Here is an 18,311-nt window from a genome sequence, read left to right as displayed (position 1 = left end):
CCCCCGGAGAAAATCAGGCGAGTTTAGGGAATGTCGCGATCTTTTTTTGCAGGTCACCTTCCTGACTCTGCGGCTGGATCGCGCGCAAATCGTCAATAAAACGCGCCTGCCAGCGGTCGATATCATTCTTAACGATGGTCTCCATCATTTCCGAATGACGCGAAATACGCTCCGCAAGCGGCATGGTTAACGCACGGTTCAGGGCATTGGCCACGTCATCGCGATCGTAAGGGTTCACAATCAACGCTGAGGTTAACTCGTTTGCCGCACCGGCAAATTGTGACAGCACCAGCACCCCAGGGTCAGCAGGATCTTGTGCTGCAACATACTCTTTTGCCACCAGATTCATCCCGTCGCGCAGCGGCGTGACCAGGCCGACGTCAGCATAGCGGAACACCTTCATCAGGATTTTGCGCTCAAAGTGCTGATTCAGATAGAAAAGCGGTGTCCAGCCGAGCTGACCGTAGCGTCCGTTGATGCGCCCTGCTTCGGTCTCCAGCTGGTGACGAATATCCTGATAGGCCTGAACCTCACCGCGCGAGGTTGGGGCTATCTGGGTATAGCGGATCTTGCCGTGATGCTGCGGGAATTTATCCAGCAGGGTTTCGTAAGCAAGGAATCGTTCCGGCAACCCTTTGGAGTAGTCCAGACGCTCGACCGAGAAGATGTTCTTAACGTGCTTAAGTTCGTTCTTAAGCTGCGCAAGCTTCGGCGGCAGCGGGCCGGAGGCCTGCTCGGCGATTTCGTCAGGCTCAATACCAATAGGGTAGACTTCGGTATGGAAATTTCGCCCCCACGCGGTGTGAGATTTTCCGCCGTGAGTGACCAGCCGCGTTTTACCCGACACGCTGTCGAGGAAAGCCAGCCTGTCGTTTTCCGTCTGGAACCCGAGCAGGTCGTAATCGGACAGCGCCTCCAGGATCTCTTCATGTTGCGGCAGCGCCGTAAAAATCTCCGGAGTCGGGAAAGGAATATGCAGAAAGAAGCCGATGCGGTTTTTCACGCCACGTTTACGTAGCTCCCTGGCGAAGGGCAGCAGGTGATAATCGTGGATCCATAAAATATCGTCTTCTTCGATGAGCGGCAGCAGTTTATCTGCCAGCAGCGCGTTGACACGCATATAGCCTTCATACGATTCACGCTGGAACTTCACCAGGTCCAGACGATAGTGGAACGCAGGCCACAGCACGGCGTTCGAGAACTCGGAATAATATTCATCGTAGTCCTTTTCGCTGAGGGCGAAAGAGGCCCACGTGATATTGCCCCGCGACACCTTGTTTAGCGGTTTTTCATCATTACTGATTTCACCGCTCCAGCCAAACCAGAGACCACCCGCGGCTTTGAGGGCACCTAATACCCCGACCGCCAGTCCACCGGCACTGGCTTTTTTATCATCCGGCGGTGCGATGCGATTAGAGACGACGACTAAGCGACCCATAATGATTTCTCCCGTTGTTTTGCGCTATTTGTTGTTGTTGCTGGTTAGCGACGTCAGATATCCACTGCCAGACGCTGGCGACATTTTCCAGACGCCATCCGGCAACGGTTTCACCAGGCCCGACCTTGACAGACATGCCCTCGGCCTGGTTTACCACGCTGAACCCGGCCTCATCGGTCAGGTCATCCCCAAAAAATACAGGCGTACGCCCTTTGAACGGTGCTTCCGCCATAAACGCTGCAATGGCAGCGCCTTTATTAATGCCTGCCGGTTTAATCTCAACCACACATTTACCCGGCTGTAAGGCCAGCTCCGGATGGGCGTCCGCCACGCTTCTTGCCAGCGCAAAGATCGCTGACTCATGGTGGGGTGCCTGACGGTAGTGCAGCGCAAAGGCCATGCCTTTGGCTTCCAGTTCCGTACCAGGAAGCAGTTCCAGTGCCGAAGAGAGTTGCGCATGCAGCGCCTGAATCAGCGTATCGGGGAGTGAAACTATGTGCAGTTGATCATGGATATCGCGGCGCTCCGCTCCGTGTACACCGGCCAGCGGAAAGTGATAAGGACTGGCGAGCACGTCCAGCTCGGCCATTGAGCGCCCTGAAATCAATGCCAGTGCCCCCTCGTTTTGTCGTGAGAGCTGCTGCAAATTCTCTAACACCGTATCCGGTACAACGACGTCATCAGGATGCGGCTCAATCCCGGCGAGCGTCCCGTCGAGGTCAAAAAAGAAAGCAAATTTTCCGGGCAGTACAGGCGGTGCGGTTAACAAGTCAGCCACCCTAATCCTCCTTACGGTTAGCAAAACAGCCATGTAAGTATAGACAGTGTGACGCTGCTCGCCATTTAGCAACCGGCCCGTCAGCAAAACTGGCGGGCCGGTCAGGGGGTCAACTATGGTTAATAGTTGAGCATATTGGTGGCTAAAAATAAATCAGACGGTACGCTTCGCTTTTTGCTTGTAACGGTCGAATATCACCGCTGCCAGCAGGATCAGGCCGCGCACGACGTACTGAGAGAACGGAGAAATATTAAGCAGGTTCATGGCGTTCTCCACGGTCCCCAGAATCAGGATCCCCGCCACCACATATGAGATTTTTCCGATGCCGCCCTTGAGGGAAACGCCCCCCAAAACGCAGGCTGAAATGACAATCAGCTCATAGCCGATAGAGGTCATTGGCTGGCCGCTGGTCATGCGCGACGCAAGAATAATCCCCGCCGCCGCCGATACCAGCCCGGAGAGCACGAAGATAATGATCTTGGTGCGCACAACCGGCACACCCGCCAGGCGCGCCGCTTCCTCGTTACCGCCAATTGCCAGGGTATTACGGCCAAAGGTGGTGCGGTTAAGCAGGAAACCGAACAGGATCAGACAGGCGACCGTCAGCCAGATAGGCGCGGGCAGGCCCAGCCAGTTGGCATAGCCCAGCGTGAAGAAGCGCTCGTCTTCAATCCCCACCGCCTTACCGTCAGAGATGATATAGGCCAGACCGCGCACGATTTGCATGGTCGCCAGCGTCGTGATCAGGGCGTTAATCTTCAGGCGCGCAATCACGAAGCCGTTCACCAGGCCGCTCAGCACGCCGAGCATCAGCCCGGCAAATACGCCGATCCACAGGCTTTCGGTCATGTTAATGACCACGGCGGTGGTGACGCCGGCACAGGCAATCACCGAGGCGACCGACAGGTCAAAATCGCCGGAGGCCAGACAGAACAGCATTCCGCAGGCCACAATGCCGGACATGGAGATCGCCAGCCCCAGCCCCTTCATGTTGATGAAGGTCGCGAAGTTTGGCACAAAAATCGCGCACGCAACGAACAGGGCGGCAAAAACCACCAGCATGCCGTACTGGTCCCAGATGCGGCCAACGCTGAAGGCCGACTTCGGCGCTCCGGATGTAGTAACAGAGGACATCATTAACTCCTTACTCAGGCGACAGCCTGGCTAACTTTAGGCATGGCGAGACTCAACGCCTGTTGTTCATTCGCCTGTTCATGCAACAATTCACCGGCAATTTCGCCTTCGCGCATCACAACGATACGGTCGGCAACGCCGAGCACTTCGGGCAGATCGCTGGAGGCGAACAGCACCGCCACGCCGCGTTTTGCCAGCTCATAGATGACGTTATAAATTTCGTGTTTCGCCCCGACGTCGATGCCGCGCGTCGGCTCGTCGAGCAAAATGACCTTCATGTCTTCCGACAGCCAGCGGCCAAGAATCGCTTTCTGCTGGTTGCCGCCGGACAGATTCATGATCAGCTGTTCAGCGCCGGGGGTTTTGATGTTCAGCGAACGGATATGGTGATCCGCGTTGCTCGCCTCCCAGCCATCGTTAATCAGGCATCCCGCACGGATGAACTTGCGCCGGGCAGAGATGTTGATGTTGTCGCGCACCGAATGTACCGGAATGATGCCTTCGGCCTTTCGATCCTCCGGGCAGAGCATGATGCCCGCATTAATCGCCTGGGCAGGCTTCTGAATATCCACCTTTTTCCCGTCGACGAAGACCTGGCCCTGGGTGATGCGCGTACCGCCAAACAGCCCTTTCATCAGCTCGCTGCGCCCTGCCCCCACCAGGCCAAACAGCCCGACGATTTCGCCGCTGCGCACCGAGAGTGAGATGGGCGTGCGAACGCCGGGGGCTTTAACGCTATCCAGACGCAGACGCTCCGGGCCGTATTCCCGTGGTTTCCAGTGGTAGATATCACCCAAATCGCGTCCGACCATCGCCTGCACCAGCTGGTCATGATTGACCTGCTTCATATCAGTAAAGGTGCGTACGTAGCGGCCATCCTTAAACACGGTGATGGCATCGCTTAAGGCGAAAATCTCTTCCATACGGTGAGAAACGTACAGAATGATGCGGCCCTCTTTGCGCAGCTCGCGGATCACGCGAAAGAGGTTTTCTATTTCGCGCGCGGAGAGCGAGCTGGTTGGCTCATCGAAAGCGATGATTTTGGCGTTACGCGCCAGCGCTTTGGCAATTTCCACCATCTGCCACTGGCCGATGGAGAGATACTTAAGGGGCGTTTGCGGATCGACATCCAGCCCAAGGTGCTTCAGCTGCAAGCCCGCTTCATAGTTGAGCAGCGAGCGGTTGACCACGCCGCTTTTATGCGGAAGCTGGCCCAGATAGATATTCTCCGCCACGGTCATCTCAGGAATAAGATGCAGCTCCTGATAGATGATGGCGACACCCGCGTTTAGCGCGGCCGTGGTGTCGGCAAAGGCCACCTCTTCGCCGCGAATGGCCAGCGTACCGGTAGTGGGCGTGTAGTTGCCGCTGAGGATTTTTAGCAGCGTGGATTTTCCCGCGCCGTTCTCCCCCATCAGGGCGTGAACCTGGCCGGCATAGCAGTCGAAGCTGATATCGGTCAGCGCGTTTACGCCGGGGAACGTTTTCCCGATGCCGCGGAAAGAGAGATACGGATCAGACTGTTGCATAACGACTCCGTGATTCCTGTAGTGTGTACGTCTGGCCCCTCACGGCGTGTAAGGGGCGCAATCACAGCGTATTACTTACCGCCCAGTCCTTTTTTCGCCAGCTCCTCTTTGAAGTTATCGCGGGTGATCAGTACCACGTCGGTCACTTCGGTGAATTTCGGCGGCTCAACCCCTTTGGTCACCCAGTTGTAGAGCATTTCACTGGATTTATAGCCGTGGACATCCGGGCTTGGCAGCAGGGAGCCGTAGAAGCCGGTCGCCTGCGCTTTAGACAGTTCGCTCACGGCGTCAACGCCGTTAATGCCGATCCCAATTACGTCCGGTGCCTTAAAGCCCTGACCTTCCGTTGCACGCACCCCGCCCAGCACGGTGTTGTCGTTCATGCCCACCACCAGCCAGTGTTTCACCTCCGGGTGCTGGACGAGCATGGAGTTCGCCGCATCAAAGGCGCCCGGGATATCGTTGGATTTGGTCGGCACTTTGTAGATCTGTTTTTCCGGGAAGCCGGCCGCCTTCAGCGCGTCCATGGAGCCCGTGGTACGACGACGGGCGGTATCCAGCTCGTCAGCGGTAATGGCCATTACGGCGGTCTCTTTCACATCCCAGCCGCGTTTTTGCATCTCTTTATAGAGCTCCTGACCCTGACGCTCACCGATTTTGGTGGCCGCCATCATCACCAGCGGAACGGTATCCATCGGTTTGCCTTTGGCATTCACGAACTGGTCGTCAACGGCAATGACTTTCATATCGTAACCGCGCGCTTTCGCGGCTATAGCCGAACCCAGTTTTGGATCCGGTGTACAGATAACGAAACCTTTTGCGCCGCTGGCCGCCAGGCTATCGATGGCGTTCAGCGTTTTCTCGCCGTCAGGCACGGCGATTTTAATCACCTCAAATCCCAAATCTTTCCCGGCTTTATCAGCAAATTTCCATTCGGTCTGGAACCACGGTTCTTCAGGCTGTTTGACCAGAAAACCGAGCTTTAAATTTTCAGCGATAGCGGATTGTGACATAACGGCAGCCAGGCCGATGGCCGCCAGCGCTTTAGTAAATTTGTGCATGGTAAACTCCAGCTTAAGTATTCTTATCTGTAGGGAATAATGGCGAACAGCTTATTTAATCGGACTTAAAACAAGGCATTAGCGCTTACCTCGTCATAAGCGTTATTGCTGGTGATAGTTTTAGCGAGAAATTAATCATCCATAAGAGAGCGCCATCACACCGCAGAATTACAGTAATTGCGTACATAAATTCAGCGAAAAATGACATAAAAAATGCCGTAATTGTCCTACAAATGGGAAGGGATTAAGCAGAATTATCCATAAGGTTAGCTAAGACGTCCCTGTCATCCGGACGCCTGAGCGCCCGGCAGAGAAATTACCAGGGATAATAGATGTGTTCCGCATGATCGCGAACGGGGGCATCGTCGCCCAACAGACGAGCAGAGAGCGTCAGCGCAAAGTCAAAAGCGTGTCCCAGGCCCTTACCGCTGATAAGGTTGTTGTCTTCTACGACCGGCGCATCCACATAAACCCCGTCATTAACGGTTTCCCAAAGATCGCCGGAACAGACGTAGCGGCGCCCCTTGAGCAACCCGTTGCCGCCCAGAACCCGCGCTGCCGCAGAGCAGATGGGGCAGATAAGCTTGCCGCGCTCGTCGTGCGCGGAAATAAAGCGTATCACCTCGCGGTTAGCCGCGAGGCTGACGCTTCCCTGCGGCCCGCCGGGTAACACCACCGCGTCATAAAGCGTCTCACTGCGCTCCGTTAGCGTACTGTCGGCCACCATAGGAATATTGTGGTAACTCACTACCGCACGGGACTCCGTGCAGGCCAGCGTTTCAACCTCAATCTGCAAGCGGCGCAGAATATCAATAGTGATAATCGCTTCTGCTTCTTCAAAACCTGGTGCCAACAGCACCGCAACTTTAGTCATCATAAACCTCAACGGATGAAACGATATAAAACATTGTTTCATTTTTACACCTTGTCAGATGACAATCTTGCGACGCGATCACAGAACCGTATATTGCGGTAAAATTGATTTAGCTCAAATTTCCTACAGCAGGATATATTTGCAGATATTATTTCTCATTTAACACTTTCGCAGAATTTCCCGCCAAAGAAGGTTTCCTGAAACGATAAAAATGAGCTTTATTCTTTTTTAAATGAATAAAATCATATAATTAAAAAACAACTCGCCTCATCGCCTGTTTTCTATTCTGCGCTATATTTAAATTTGTAATGTATGGTAAACACAGCCCAATTAAGAGTTTTCTTAATTCAAAGAGAAGCGTATGCTTATTTAAATCGAACACAGGAAGTGAATTTTCGAGTTTCTTTACCTTGCAGAAATCTTTTTCTGCCATTCAATCGTCAATACCTGCCGGGTCAGGTTAAGTAGCGGACATCAAGTCCCACAGTCAATAAGGATATGAGTATGACTACCCAAACGATGATGCAAAAACTGAATGCCCAGATGAACCTGGAGTTTTACGCTTCAAATCTGCATCTGCATTTGAGCGCGTGGTGTTCCAGAAAAAGCCTCAACGGCACTGCCACCTTCTTTCGTACTCAGGCGCAAAGTAACGTCACGCACATGATGCGTGTCTTTAACTTTTTAAAAGCCGTCGGGGCAAACCCCACCGTAAAAGAGCTTGAAACGATTGAAGATAATTACTCTTCTCTGGAAGAACTGTTCCAGAAAACGCTCGAAGAGTATGAACAACGCTGTGCGACGCTGAGCAAGCTGGCTGATGAAGCCAAAGCACAACAGGACATCACGACCTTCAGGTTTTTACGTGATATGGACAGAGAGCAGCAGCAGGATGGCATGCTGCTGAAAACGCTCGCAGATGAAATCCGCAACGCGAAGCGCGCGGGTATTTGCCTGGAGCAGACGGACCGCCATCTTCTGGACCTTGCCACCGTTCAGCACCACTAATCCCTTTCACCCGCTCCCGTCAGGGAGCGGGTACCAACTCCCTGCTTTTACTGACATTTAACAAATCAGATCTCGCTCCCAATGAATAACCACACATCGTGTAATGATTTGTTTAATTACATTCATTGACGAGGGAGCATCATGATCACCATTGAGTTTATTGTCATTATTCTCTGCCTGCTGATAGGCACACGCTTCGGCGGTATGGGCCTGGGGCTGATAAGCGGCATCGGCCTGTTTATTTTGAGTTTTGTCTTTGGTCTGCAACCCGGTAAACCCCCTGTTGACGTGATGCTCACGATCCTTGCGGTCATCGGCTGTGCGGCCACGCTACAGACTGCGGGTGGCCTGAACGTGATGATGCAGTTCGCGGAGCGTCTGCTGCGTAAACACCCCCAGCACATCACCCTTCTCGCGCCATTTACCACCTGGACGCTGACCTTTCTCTGCGGGACCGGCCACGTCGTCTACACCATGTTTCCCATTATCGCGGATATTGCCCTGAAAAAAGGCATACGTCCGGAACGACCAATGGCAGTGGCCTCGGTAGCATCTCAGATGGCGATCACCGCCTCCCCCGTTTCCGTGGCCGTCGTGTCGCTGGTGTCCATTCTGGGTGCGCAACACGGCATCGGCCACGCGTGGGGGATCCTCGAAATCCTGGCCGTCTCCGTACCGGCCTCGCTGTGTGGCGTCGCTATCGCCGCGCTGTGGAGCTTACGCCGCGGGAAGAACCTGGCAGACGATCCTGAGTTTCAGGAAAAGCTGAGAGATCCGAAACAGCGGGAGTTTATCTACGGGGGAACGGAGACGCTAATGGATCAGCGCTTCCCGAAACAGGCCTACTGGTCAACGTGGATTTTCTTCGCCGGTATTGCCGTTGTGGTCCTGCTGGGGGCAGTGCCAGCGCTACGCCCGGCCTTTGAGATCAAAGGTAAAATGACCGCCCTGTCGATGAATCTTGTCATTCAAATGATGATGTTGATCGCCGGGGCCGTCATGCTGATGACCTGCAAGGTCAATGCATCGGCAATTTCAAACGGGGCAGTGTTTAAGGCGGGGATGGTCGCCATCTTCTCGGTGTTTGGCGTGGCGTGGATGAGCGATACCTTTTTTCAGGCGCATCTCGACGAGCTGAAAATGGCGCTGGAGGGTGTCGTGAAGAGCCATCCCTGGACGTATGCCATCGTGCTGTTTCTGGTCTCAAAACTGGTCAACAGCCAGGCCGCAGCCTTGACCGCCGTCGCCCCGATGGGGTTGATGCTGGGCATCGATCCGAAAATGCTGGTTGCCTTTTTCCCGGCGTCATACGGCTACTTTGTGCTGCCCACCTATCCGAGCGATCTGGCCTGTATCGGATTCGATCGCTCCGGCACCACCCGCATCGGCAAATTCATCATTAACCACAGCTTTATTCTGCCGGGGCTGATTGGCGTCAGCTGCGCCTGCGTGGTGAGCTATCTGCTGGTGCAGACGTTCTTCTGACCCTACTGAGGGCGACAGACGCTGTCGCCCTTCAACGTAAAATCAGAAAACAGTTTCTAATTTTAAAACATCGGTTTATTTTAGTGTGACTCACCCTGCGGCGTGAAGCGGAGTTCAATCAGCGCGATCGCTTTCTGGATCGCGCGGAGCGTAACCGGATCCGCCGCGGCAGGATGGTTGGTGAAATCGATGTTTTTCAGTTGGGTCGACATCTTTTCGCGCACTTCTACCGGCGCGATAACGTCAATCACATCAAGGATTTGTTTGATAACCAGCTGGCAGGCGACGACGTCAGATACCAGTTCCTGATCGGCGCTCAGGTTTTGTGACATGGGTTTCTCCTTATTGAAAGGCCGCCATAGTAGCAAAACAGACGCCCTTCCATCTCCCTCTCGTCGTTCGCAGACATAAAAAAACCTGCCGAAGCAGGTTTTTTTATCAGAACATCGCACCCGGTGGGACGTCTTTGAACGTCGTGCAGTAGTTCGCCCACATGCTTTTCAGGATTTTGCGCAGTTTCATTATGTTGCTCCAGTAACGTGTTATGCAGGTGTTATTGTCAATACGCTTATAATATGACCATCATCACAAAAATCAACCGTTTTGTGACCTGCATCACGGTTACAAACCCCACAGTGCTGCTGGTTTGTTAAAAAAAGCCAAGATAAATCCGCATCTTACAGACTTATAAATTCCAGTAAATTTTTATAAGATTTTTTGAACGGGCAGGAAGAGAATGAGTGAAAACCTAACCGGCAAAGAGGGCCGTGGACTCTCGCCTGCGGCGCTGCTGGTGGCCGGTGCTTTCTTTATGGAGTTTCTGGACGGGACGGTGATTGCCACCGCGCTGCCGGATATGGCAAAGAGCTTTGGCGTACAGGCCGTGGATCTGAATATCGGTATCAGCGCCTATCTGATTACCCTGGCCGTGCTGATCCCCGCCAGCGGCTGGATTGCCGACCGCTTCGGCGCACGCAAAGTGTTCGCCCTCGCGCTGGCAATCTTCACGCTGGCCTCGGTATTTTGCGGCCTGTCCATCACGCTTGAGCAGTTCGTGGCGATGCGCGTGCTCCAGGGCATAGGCGGCGCGCTGATGGTGCCCGTTGGCCGCCTGGCCGTGTTACGCACAACGCCAAAACACCAGCTCATCACGGCAATTGCCACCCTGACCTGGCCTGCGCTGGTTGCGCCAATCATCGGCCCGCCGCTGGGCGGGTTCATCACAAGCTATGCCGACTGGCGCTGGATCTTCTTTATTAACGTGCCGCTGGGGTTCATCGCCATTTTGCTGGCGCTGCGCATCATTCCTGACCTGCATGAAGATACGCGACGGCCATTTGATTTGCCGGGTTTTGTTGTCACCACCCTTGCCATGGTAAGCCTGGTGTACGCGATGGAGTTGATGGGAAGACAGCCTCTTCGGGCAGGATTAACGGCCACGCTATTCATCGTCGGTTTCGTCGCGTTGGGCCTGGCGCTGCGTCATTTTAAACGGGCAGCCTGGCCGATGATCGGTCTCGATGCGATGCAGGTGCCAACGTTTCGCGTCACCCTGTACGGCGGATCGCTGTTTCGCGCCTCCATCAGCGCGGTCCCGTTCCTGCTACCGCTGATGTTTCAGGTCGGCTTTGGCATGGATGCGTTCCATTCGGGCCTGCTGGTGCTGGCCGTTTTCGTTGGCAATCTCACCATTAAACCGGCGACGACGCCCCTGATCCGCGGCCTGGGGTTTAAGCGGCTGTTACTGATTAACGGTGCGCTGAATGTGATGGCATTGCTGGCCTGCGCGTTTCTCACTCCGCAGACCCCGGTGTGGCTCGTGATGCTGATCCTCTATCTGGGCGGCGTTTTCCGCTCGATTCAGTTTACGGCGGTCAGTACGCTGGCCTTTGCGGATGTGCCCACGGCGCAGATGAGCTACGCCAATACGTTATTTTCAACCGCAACGCAGCTTGCCGTGGGGCTTGGGATCTCACTCGGGGTCGTATCGGGGAAACAGTCAGCGAGGCGATGGGGCTTACCGCCATGCCGGGAATGAGCTTCCGGCTGGCATTTGTGGCGATCGCGCTAATCTGCCTGGTAGGAATGTTTGACACACTGCGCCTGACCAAAGATGCAGGCAGCGCGGTCTCATCGAAAAAGTAAGGCTTCTTGCCGGGCGGGCAACGCGCCGCCCGGCACAACGGAATTAGCCAACAATACCGCGCACAAAGGCTTCGATCTCTTTGTCCTGGCAGTTTTCGAAGAAGCACTGCTGGAAGCGCTGGCCCGAGACGGCGGTTTTAACCAGCTCAGGATCGATTGCACGCAGGGTATCCAGATAGTTTTCTTTCACCACGGCGGCTTTCACCTGATTGAGGATCCCCGCGTTCCGCACCTGCGGCTCTTTACGCTCTGGCGGGTAGCCTTCGCCATTGCGTCCGGTAAAGGCTTTCTCAAAGATAAAGCGGACATTCAGTTCTGCTCCCCAGCCAAAGCCCTTCGCAAATGGCAGAGAAAGCGCGTTACCGTTGTTGATTTGTGCAAACAGGAAAGCATCCGCAGGATCGATGCAGTAGCCGCAAATGACGCCCGGATGAATGTTCAGGGACATCAATGCGCCCTGCCCGGTACCGCAGCCGGTAACAACAAAATCGACGGCTTTCGCGTTCAGCAGAATGCTCGCCATGATGCCCAGGTGAATATAGGTGAGATGATGATCGTTCTCATCACTCATACCGACGTTATAGACCGGGAAACCTTTTTCATCAGCAACGGCTTTCAGCTCATTAAGGATGATGGGATTTTTAGCGGCCTGGCTGTTTTCCATCATCAGTGCAATTTTCATCTCGTCTCTCCTGAATGCATGGCGGGCGATCCCGCTGTGGATACCTTTTCCACTTAACCTTACTATCAAACAAACGCACTTTCAAATTAAGTGAAAACTTGTTTTAAAAAACAAAGATGCGCTCACAATTTCGCAGGCGGGACCGGCTCGTTGCACGGTGAAGGGTCAGATCCTCCGGCTATTCCAGCCATTGCGCCCCATCGCGTTGGTTACAATGGCATATTTCCCGACACGCAGAGTGAACCATGAAAAGTGTAATCATCGCCGGAACGATCCTGCTGCTCGCTGGGTGCAGCATCAACCGTGAGGCACAAGTAAGCAGCACCGATGCCCCTAACGGGATTGTGCGCCTCGACTATGGCCAGGCCATGCTGCAAAATGCCTGGTCTGACGACTATGTCAATAACGGTACGGCAACAAAAGCCTGTCAAAACATGGGCTATGCCACCGCGTCAGCCTACGGACAGCCCATTAAAACCTGTACGCTCATCAGCGGCTCGCTGTGTCTGAATGAAAGCGTGACCATTCAGTATAAATGTCAGGGTTACGCCGTAACCGCCGGCAGCCAGAATCCGTGGTATTAACCGGTACTGCCAGTCACGCTGGCAGTTTATTTAATAAGAACAAAAACAATTCGCATTAATAAAAATAAATAGCGGCAATGCGTTTTATTCCCATTCGTATTTTTAATAAAGAGATATTTATTTTACTTTTTGCAAATAATTAAATAACAAATTATAGTGTCGCTCATCGTGAACCAGAAATAATAAACCGGAGCTGCACCATGCTAAAAACTGAAATGATCGACAAGCTCAATGCGCAAATGAATCTTGAGCTTTTTTCTTCCCTGCTTTATCAGCAGATGAGCGCCTGGTGCAGCTATCACAGCTTTGAAGGGGCCGCCGCCTTCCTGCGTCGTCATGCTCAGGAAGAGATGACGCACATGCAGCGTCTGTTTGATTATCTGACGGATACCGGCAGCCTGCCGCGCATCGATAACGTGGCGTCGCCTTTCGCCGAGTACGGCTCTCTGGATGAATTGTTCCGCGCCACGTACGAGCATGAACAGCTGATCACCCAGAAAATAAATGAACTGGCTCATGCCGCTATGACCAGCCAGGATTATCCAACCTTTAATTTCCTTCAGTGGTATGTGGCTGAACAGCACGAAGAAGAGAAGCTGTTTAAATCCGTACTGGATAAATTATCGCTGGCGGGGAAATCCGGGGAAGGCCTGTACTTCATCGATAAAGAGCTGTCGACTCTCGATACTCAGAATTAATATCAAAACGGTGCTGACTTTTCAGCACCGTTTTATTTTAATGACGGCAAATTTTACTTTCGTGCGTAGAAAAGCCCTCTTCTGCCGGAATGAATTTTCCGCGCGCCGCCAGAAATGCCACCAGCTCTTCGGCGGACATCTCCGAAGCCGAACAGGTATGGAATCGCGCCGCTTCGCCAAAGCGGGCATGAATTGCCTCAACCAGACTCTGCTCCGTATAGCGCTCACCTGACTCAATCATCATATTAAGCACGTCGTGACCGTGAATTGACATGGTTACCTCTCGCAAATAAAAAGCAGACTAACCGCTCCCTCCACGACACGCTTTGCGCTGGCGCAGGTTCCCCTTTTCTTTTTGTAAATTAATCATTACACCCTATGTAACGGTGATTTGACGAGATGGGGCTTTTCCCTTACTCTGCGCCGCAGAATGAGTCGCGGTATGGAAGGGTTGTAGAGGAAAGCGTGAAAAACAGAACTCTGGGAAGTATTTTTATCGTCGCCGGAACGACAATTGGCGCAGGAATGTTGGCTATGCCGCTGGCGGCTGCCGGCGTCGGATTTGGCGTGACCGTACTGTTACTGGGCGGGTTGTGGGCCCTGATGTGTTACACCGCGCTCCTGTTGCTGGAGGTTTATCAGCACGTCCCTGCCGATACCGGCCTAGGCTCCCTCGCGGCACGCTATCTTGGACGCTACGGGCAGTGGATCACCGGTTTTAGCATGATGTTCCTGATGTACGCGCTGACTGCCGCTTACATCAGCGGCGCCGGGGAACTGATAGCGTCAAGTATCAATGACGGCTTCGGGGCGTCGGTTTCACCGGAAACAGGCGCCATTGTCTTTGCGCTAATCGGTGGCGGCGTGGTTTGCGCGGGCACGTCGCTGGTCGATCTGTTTAACCGCTTTTTATTCAGCGCCAAAATTCTCTTCCTTGTTGTGATGCTGGTGCTGCTGGCCCCGCACGTTCATAAGATCAATCTGCTGACGATGCCGCTGGAAAAAGGCCTGGCGCTTTCGGCTATCCCGGTGATTTTTACCTCGTTCGGTTTTCACGGCAGCGTGCCGAGCATCGTCAGCTATATGAACGGCGACACACGCAAGCTGCGCCGCGTCTTTGTCATCGGCAGCGCCATTCCGCTGATTGCCTATCTGTTCTGGCAGCTGGTGACGCTGGGCAGCATCGATTCCACCACTTTTATTGGCCTGATGGCCGAGCATTCTGGTCTGAATGGTTTCCTGGTTGCCCTGCGTAACGTGGTGGCCTCTTCACACGTTGAGCTGGCGGTACATCTGTTTGCAGACCTGGCGCTGGCAACCTCGTTCCTCGGCGTGGCGCTTGGCCTGTTTGACTATATGGCGGATCTGCTCCAGCGTCGCAATACCGTTGCCGGACGCTTACAGACGGGGGCGATGACCTTCCTGCCGCCGCTGGCCTTCGCGCTCTTTTATCCGCGCGGGTTTGTGATGGCGCTGGGGTATGCCGGCGTGGCGTTATCGGTTCTGGCCCTGCTGTTGCCTTCCCTGCTGGCGTGGAAAAGCCGCCAGCAGCATCCGCAGCAGGGGTATCGCGTGGCGGGCGGTACGCCAATGCTGTGCGCGGTGTTTGGTTGTGGGGTGGTGATTATTCTGGTGCAGGTGCTGATTGCAGCGGGAATGCTGCCGGAAGTGGGGTAAAAAAAGGGGCTATGAATAGCCCCTTTTTTCAGTGCAGGCAGCAGCTTTTAAACTTCTTCCCGCTGCCGCACGGGCACGGGTCGTTACGCCCCACTTTCGCCCCGTTGATTATTGGCTTTTTCGCTTCCGGCTGCTGAGGGTTAGCGACCCAATAGTTATACAAACGCAGCGCCGCAGGCTGAATGCTCTCGATGCTGGCCATATACTCCTCTTCGGTCAGTGCATCCAGCTTCTCGCTGTTCTCTTCCGTGCCGTGCAGGGCAATCACCGCCAGATCCGCTTCCAGCGCTTCCGGCAGGGATGACCAGTCCGTCAGCGCCACGCCGCGCATGTAGCCATAGCACCACTCTTCCACCACGGTGTAGCTCTGGCCGTCAACGTCGTTATAGCCAAACAGCGGTTCAAACTGATCCGGGTATTCGCTCAGACGCTCGGCAATATCGTTCATGTGCTTAAAGCAAAGATCGATAAACCGGTTCATCTCACGATCGTTTTTCCAGCGCGGAATATACTTCTCACCACCCCAGACCGCCACCAGCCAGGTGTCGGGCTCCACCACAACGGGACCGGAAAGTACTGCGGTAAGCATGCCGTCCAGTTCGGACACGTCAATCACGGATGCATCGTCGTGACCGTAAGACATTAACGTCTCTTCCAGCCACGCCATCTCGCTTTCATTTAATGGGCCTTCAGCCATTGCTGATACTCCTGATAAAAAAAACGATCCTGACATATATCGCCGCCCGTGCCTATCTGAAGTTGAGGTCTTTGCTGCTGCAAAAACGTGCAAATCGTGACCGTTGCACAACTTATGGGCTTTGTTGTTAAGGAGATGTGATCTCCGCTGAAAATTCATCTTGTCCCGCAAAGGGGCGTAAAACGGCACTCTATACTCAACATGTTGTGCCCCGGTCAAGGGATTAACCATTCTGGCAACCTTTTTGCTTAATGTTCTGCGCGCTTCACGGTGCGTGGGATCCTCGCCGTATTAAGCAGAAGATTGCTCCTAAAGTGCATTTTGTTCTCGCTCTTGTTTTTGGATTAACAATGCCATCAGGCGTTCGGGTTTATACCTGGTGCAAAAACCTCTTTGCTAAGGAACATAATAATGTCGCTGAAATTTACCAAAACTCCCCTCTCCCTCGTGCTGGCCGGCTGTCTGGTAACGGCCTTTTCCGCGCAGGCCGATATCGTCATCGGCGTGGCCGGGCCGTTCACCGGCCCGAACGCAACCTACGGCGATCAATACTGGCATGGCGCTACGCAGGCGGCGGAAGACATTAACGCCGCAGGCGGGATCAACGGTGAGAAAATCAAACTGGTTCAGGGCGATGACGCCTGCGAGCCCAAACAGGCCGTTGCCGTCGCCAACCGCTTAGTCGATCAGGATAAGGTGAAAGCGGTCGTCGGCCACTTCTGCTCCTCGTCGACCATGCCCGCCTCCGAGGTGTATAGCGATGCCGGGATCCTCTCCATCACTCCCGGCTCAACGAACCCGCTGATTACCGAGCGCGGCATGAGCGATGTGTTCCGCATGTGCGGTCGTGACGACCAGCAGGGCCAGGTCGCCAGCGATTTTATTCTTGATAAGCTGAAGGCCAAACGGGTGGTCATTATCCACGATAAGGACACTTACGGTCAGGGGCTGGCGGATGCCACTAAGGCGGCGCTGGCAAAACGCGGCGTTAAGGATGTGATGTACGAAGGATTATCGCGCGGGGAAAAAGACTTTAACGCGCTGGTGACCAAGATTGGCGCACAAAAACCGGACGTGGTGTTCTTCGGAGGCTGCCATCCGGAAGCGGGCCCGCTGGTTCGCCAGATGCGTGAGCAGGGCGTGCAGGCGAAGTTCTTCTCGGGGGACTGTATCGTCAATGAAGAGATGGTCACCGCTGCTGGCGGAGCGCAATACACCAACGGTATTTACATGACGTTCGGTAAAGATCCGCGCATGATCCCCGACGGAAAAGCCGTGATTGATAAATTCCGCGCCGGTAAATTTGAACCAGAAGGCTACACCCTCTATGCCTACGCTTCCGTGCAGGCTATCGCGGCGGCTTTCAAGGCCACAAAAGGCACGGATTCAGCGAAAGCCAGCGAGTGGCTGAAGGCCAACCCAGTCGACACGGTCATGGGTCAAAAAGCCTGGGACAGCAAAGGTGACCTCAAGGTGTCTGACTACGTGGTCTACCAGTGGGACGACAAAGGCAAATATAAAGAAGTGCCATAACGGGACGGAATCTGCTCTGCGCCGGCAGGTCTGCCTGTCGGCGTAACCCTTTCTTCAGGTGCGCGACAATGAGTACATTCTTCCTACAGCAGTTAATTAATGGCTTAACGCTGGGTTCGGTCTACGGCCTTATCGCCATCGGCTATACCATGGTGTACGGCATCATCGGTATGATTAACTTCGCCCACGGCGAAGTGTATATGATTTCCGCCTATCTCTCGGCCATTGGCCTGGCCCTGCTGGCGTTTTTTGGACTTCAGTCCTTTCCGCTGCTGATCCTTGGGACGCTGGTTTTCACCATCGTGGTCACCGGGGTTTACGGCTGGACGATCGAGCGCATCGCCTATAAGCCGCTACGCAATTCGACGCGTCTGGCGCCGCTGATTTCGGCTATCGGGATGTCGCTGATACTGCAAAACTACGCCCAGCTCAGTCAGGGTCCGCGTCAGCAGGGCGTGCCCACCCTGCTGGATGGCGTGCTGCGTTTTCACATGGGCGAAGGGTTTGTCCAGATAACCTATACCAAAGTCTTTATTCTCATCGCCTCGTTCGCGGGCATGCTGGTGCTGACCTGGATCATCAACCGTACCCGCCTGGGGCGGATGTGCCGTGCGGTGCAGCAGGATCGCAAAATGGCCTCTATTCTGGGCATCAATACCGACAGAATTATTTCGCTGGTGTTTGTTATCGGCGCAGCCATGGCCGGGCTGGCGGGCGTGCTGATCACTATGAATTACGGCACCTTTGATTTCTACGTCGGGTTCGTTATCGGCATTAAGGCCTTTACGGCGGCGGTGCTGGGCGGCATCGGCTCTCTGCCCGGGGCGATGCTCGGCGGGCTGATTCTGGGCGTCGCAGAAGCGCAATTCTCCGGGATGGTGAACTCAGATTATAAAGACGTGTTCTCGTTTGGTTTGCTGGTCTTAATTCTGATCTTCCGTCCTCAGGGGCTGTTAGGCCGCCCTGTCGTGGCTAAAGTGTAAGGAAC

General features: G+C 54.2%; 18 protein-coding genes and 1 pseudogene. 8 read left to right on the top strand and 11 right to left on the bottom strand.

The genetic code is table 11. From position 1 onward, the window contains the following. Window positions 1–13 precede the first annotated feature (13 nt). The 6 genes from otsA to E0L16_RS10395 all read right to left on the bottom strand — a co-directional run bounded on the left by otsA (window position 14) and on the right by E0L16_RS10395 (window position 6,814). Window positions 14–1,438 (bottom strand): alpha,alpha-trehalose-phosphate synthase, encoded by a 1,425-nt coding sequence (otsA, locus tag E0L16_RS10420; RefSeq protein WP_063868442.1) that lies wholly within the window; start codon window positions 1,436–1,438, stop codon window positions 14–16. After that, the gene (otsB, locus tag E0L16_RS10415) at window positions 1,413–2,216 is read right to left on the bottom strand and encodes a trehalose-phosphatase (protein WP_107533281.1); all 804 of its coding nucleotides are present in this window, start codon (window positions 2,214–2,216) and stop codon (window positions 1,413–1,415) included. Before otsB ends, otsA begins: the two co-directional genes overlap by 26 nt. 153 nt (window positions 2,217–2,369) lie before the next feature. Then, on the bottom strand, window positions 2,370–3,350 hold the full coding sequence (gene araH, locus E0L16_RS10410; protein WP_131636871.1) for an L-arabinose ABC transporter permease AraH: 981 nt from the start codon (window positions 3,348–3,350) through the stop codon (window positions 2,370–2,372). Between the two features lie 14 nt (window positions 3,351–3,364). Then, complete coding sequence (araG, locus tag E0L16_RS10405) at window positions 3,365–4,879, bottom strand: L-arabinose ABC transporter ATP-binding protein AraG (protein WP_131636870.1); 1,515 nt, start codon at window positions 4,877–4,879, stop codon at window positions 3,365–3,367. A 71-nt stretch (window positions 4,880–4,950) separates the two neighbouring features. Then, window positions 4,951–5,940 carry an arabinose ABC transporter substrate-binding protein AraF gene (gene araF, locus E0L16_RS10400; RefSeq protein ID WP_017384422.1) on the bottom strand — a complete coding sequence of 330 codons (990 nt, stop codon included), beginning with the start codon at window positions 5,938–5,940 and terminating at the stop codon, window positions 4,951–4,953. A 316-nt stretch (window positions 5,941–6,256) separates the two neighbouring features. After that, window positions 6,257–6,814 (bottom strand): DJ-1/PfpI family protein, encoded by a 558-nt coding sequence (locus tag E0L16_RS10395; protein ID WP_131636917.1) that lies wholly within the window; start codon window positions 6,812–6,814, stop codon window positions 6,257–6,259. A gap of 504 nt (window positions 6,815–7,318) precedes the next feature. On the opposite strand from E0L16_RS10395, the gene E0L16_RS10390 reads away from it, so the two are divergent. Both E0L16_RS10390 and E0L16_RS10385 read left to right on the top strand, forming a co-directional pair. Continuing rightward, window positions 7,319–7,822, top strand: coding sequence for a non-heme ferritin-like protein (locus E0L16_RS10390; RefSeq protein ID WP_102751027.1), 504 nt, complete (start codon window positions 7,319–7,321; stop codon window positions 7,820–7,822). A gap of 141 nt (window positions 7,823–7,963) precedes the next feature. After that, window positions 7,964–9,307, top strand: coding sequence for an anaerobic C4-dicarboxylate transporter (locus tag E0L16_RS10385; protein ID WP_112793130.1), 1,344 nt, complete (start codon window positions 7,964–7,966; stop codon window positions 9,305–9,307). 80 nt (window positions 9,308–9,387) lie between these two features. Here E0L16_RS10385 and E0L16_RS10380 read toward each other — a convergent pair whose 3' ends face one another. Both E0L16_RS10380 and azuC read right to left on the bottom strand, forming a co-directional pair. Further along, window positions 9,388–9,639 carry a DUF2766 family protein gene (locus E0L16_RS10380; RefSeq protein WP_003859683.1) on the bottom strand — a complete coding sequence of 84 codons (252 nt, stop codon included), beginning with the start codon at window positions 9,637–9,639 and terminating at the stop codon, window positions 9,388–9,390. Between the two features lie 106 nt (window positions 9,640–9,745). Next, window positions 9,746–9,829, bottom strand: coding sequence for a stress response protein AzuC (gene azuC, locus E0L16_RS10375; RefSeq protein WP_003859682.1), 84 nt, complete (start codon window positions 9,827–9,829; stop codon window positions 9,746–9,748). Window positions 9,830–10,043: 214 nt separating this feature from the next. On the opposite strand from azuC, the pseudogene E0L16_RS10370 reads away from it, so the two are divergent. Next, window positions 10,044–11,452 (top strand): annotated as a pseudogene (locus E0L16_RS10370) (MFS transporter). A 43-nt stretch (window positions 11,453–11,495) separates the two neighbouring features. Here the strand turns inward: E0L16_RS10370 and E0L16_RS10365 are convergent. After that, the gene (locus E0L16_RS10365) at window positions 11,496–12,134 is read right to left on the bottom strand and encodes an RpiB/LacA/LacB family sugar-phosphate isomerase (protein WP_003859680.1); all 639 of its coding nucleotides are present in this window, start codon (window positions 12,132–12,134) and stop codon (window positions 11,496–11,498) included. Window positions 12,135–12,379: 245 nt separating this feature from the next. Between E0L16_RS10365 and yecR the strand changes: the two genes are divergently transcribed. Next, the gene (gene yecR / locus E0L16_RS10360) at window positions 12,380–12,718 is read left to right on the top strand and encodes a YecR family lipoprotein (RefSeq protein ID WP_131636869.1); all 339 of its coding nucleotides are present in this window, start codon (window positions 12,380–12,382) and stop codon (window positions 12,716–12,718) included. 200 nt (window positions 12,719–12,918) lie between these two features. Continuing rightward, a complete protein-coding gene (gene ftnA, locus E0L16_RS10355; RefSeq protein ID WP_003859676.1) occupies window positions 12,919–13,416 on the top strand; it encodes a non-heme ferritin in 498 nt (165 codons plus the stop codon). A 37-nt stretch (window positions 13,417–13,453) separates the two neighbouring features. Here the strand turns inward: ftnA and E0L16_RS10350 are convergent, their stop codons facing one another. Then, window positions 13,454–13,690, bottom strand: a complete 237-nt coding sequence (locus E0L16_RS10350) for a YecH family metal-binding protein (protein WP_131636868.1) — start codon at window positions 13,688–13,690, stop codon at window positions 13,454–13,456. Between the two features lie 191 nt (window positions 13,691–13,881). Between E0L16_RS10350 and tyrP the strand changes: the two genes are divergently transcribed. Continuing rightward, window positions 13,882–15,093: a tyrosine transporter TyrP gene (gene tyrP, locus E0L16_RS10345; protein ID WP_063450153.1), complete on the top strand. Its 1,212-nt coding sequence runs from the start codon at window positions 13,882–13,884 to the stop codon at window positions 15,091–15,093. 28 nt (window positions 15,094–15,121) lie between these two features. On the opposite strand, the gene E0L16_RS10340 is transcribed toward tyrP, so the two are convergent. After that, window positions 15,122–15,790 (bottom strand): YecA/YgfB family protein, encoded by a 669-nt coding sequence (locus E0L16_RS10340; protein WP_063868433.1) that lies wholly within the window; start codon window positions 15,788–15,790, stop codon window positions 15,122–15,124. A gap of 411 nt (window positions 15,791–16,201) precedes the next feature. Here E0L16_RS10340 and E0L16_RS10335 point away from each other — a divergent pair, with 411 nt between their 5' ends. Further along, window positions 16,202–17,323 carry a branched-chain amino acid ABC transporter substrate-binding protein gene (locus E0L16_RS10335; RefSeq protein ID WP_063868432.1) on the top strand — a complete coding sequence of 374 codons (1,122 nt, stop codon included), beginning with the start codon at window positions 16,202–16,204 and terminating at the stop codon, window positions 17,321–17,323. Window positions 17,324–17,391: 68 nt separating this feature from the next. After that, window positions 17,392–18,306, top strand: a complete 915-nt coding sequence (locus tag E0L16_RS10330) for an ABC transporter permease subunit (protein ID WP_131636867.1) — start codon at window positions 17,392–17,394, stop codon at window positions 18,304–18,306. Window positions 18,307–18,311: the final 5 nt, after the last annotated feature.

Origin of the sequence: Enterobacter quasihormaechei, from assembly GCF_004331385.1 — a bacterium.
GTDB lineage: Bacteria > Pseudomonadota > Gammaproteobacteria > Enterobacterales > Enterobacteriaceae > Enterobacter > Enterobacter quasihormaechei.
Note: the sequence above shows the minus strand (reverse complement) of the source record. Positions and strands in the feature narration are given on the sequence as shown.